Annotated in this window: 1 protein-coding gene; it reads right to left on the minus strand. The window is 58.1% G+C overall.

Annotated features, from left to right (window positions below; genetic code table 11):
- A partial coding sequence (locus tag EN824_RS33710) for a CBS domain-containing protein (protein ID WP_245521077.1) occupies window positions 1-372 on the minus strand: 372 nt, incomplete at both ends.

Consider the following 372-nt stretch of genomic DNA (forward strand, 5'->3'; position numbering starts at 1 on the left):
CCGTAAGCGACGCCACGCGATCCCACCCGGCGCTTGTTGCGAGCCTGTTTGGCAACATAGGCAAGCAGATCGCGGATATGGATCATCCCCTTGGGGTCGTCCAGCGTCTCTTCATAAACCGGCATGCGGGAACGTCCGGTTTCCTCAAACAGGATCAGCGCGTCACCGATCGTCATATTCTGATCGAGACCGTCAATATCCACCCGCGGGATCATGATATCTTCGACCCTGATCTCACGGAAACGGAGGATGTTGTGTAGCATCGCCCGTTCTTCGGGCGTAAAAGCGGCGCCTATTTCAGTGTCGTCCATCAGCGCATCGGTCAGATCCTCGCGCAGGCGCTCACCCTGAGACGGTTTCAGCAACCGCGCG

The sequence above is a fragment of the Mesorhizobium sp. M8A.F.Ca.ET.181.01.1.1 genome, assembly GCF_004792025.1.
Lineage (GTDB): Bacteria > Pseudomonadota > Alphaproteobacteria > Rhizobiales > Rhizobiaceae > Mesorhizobium.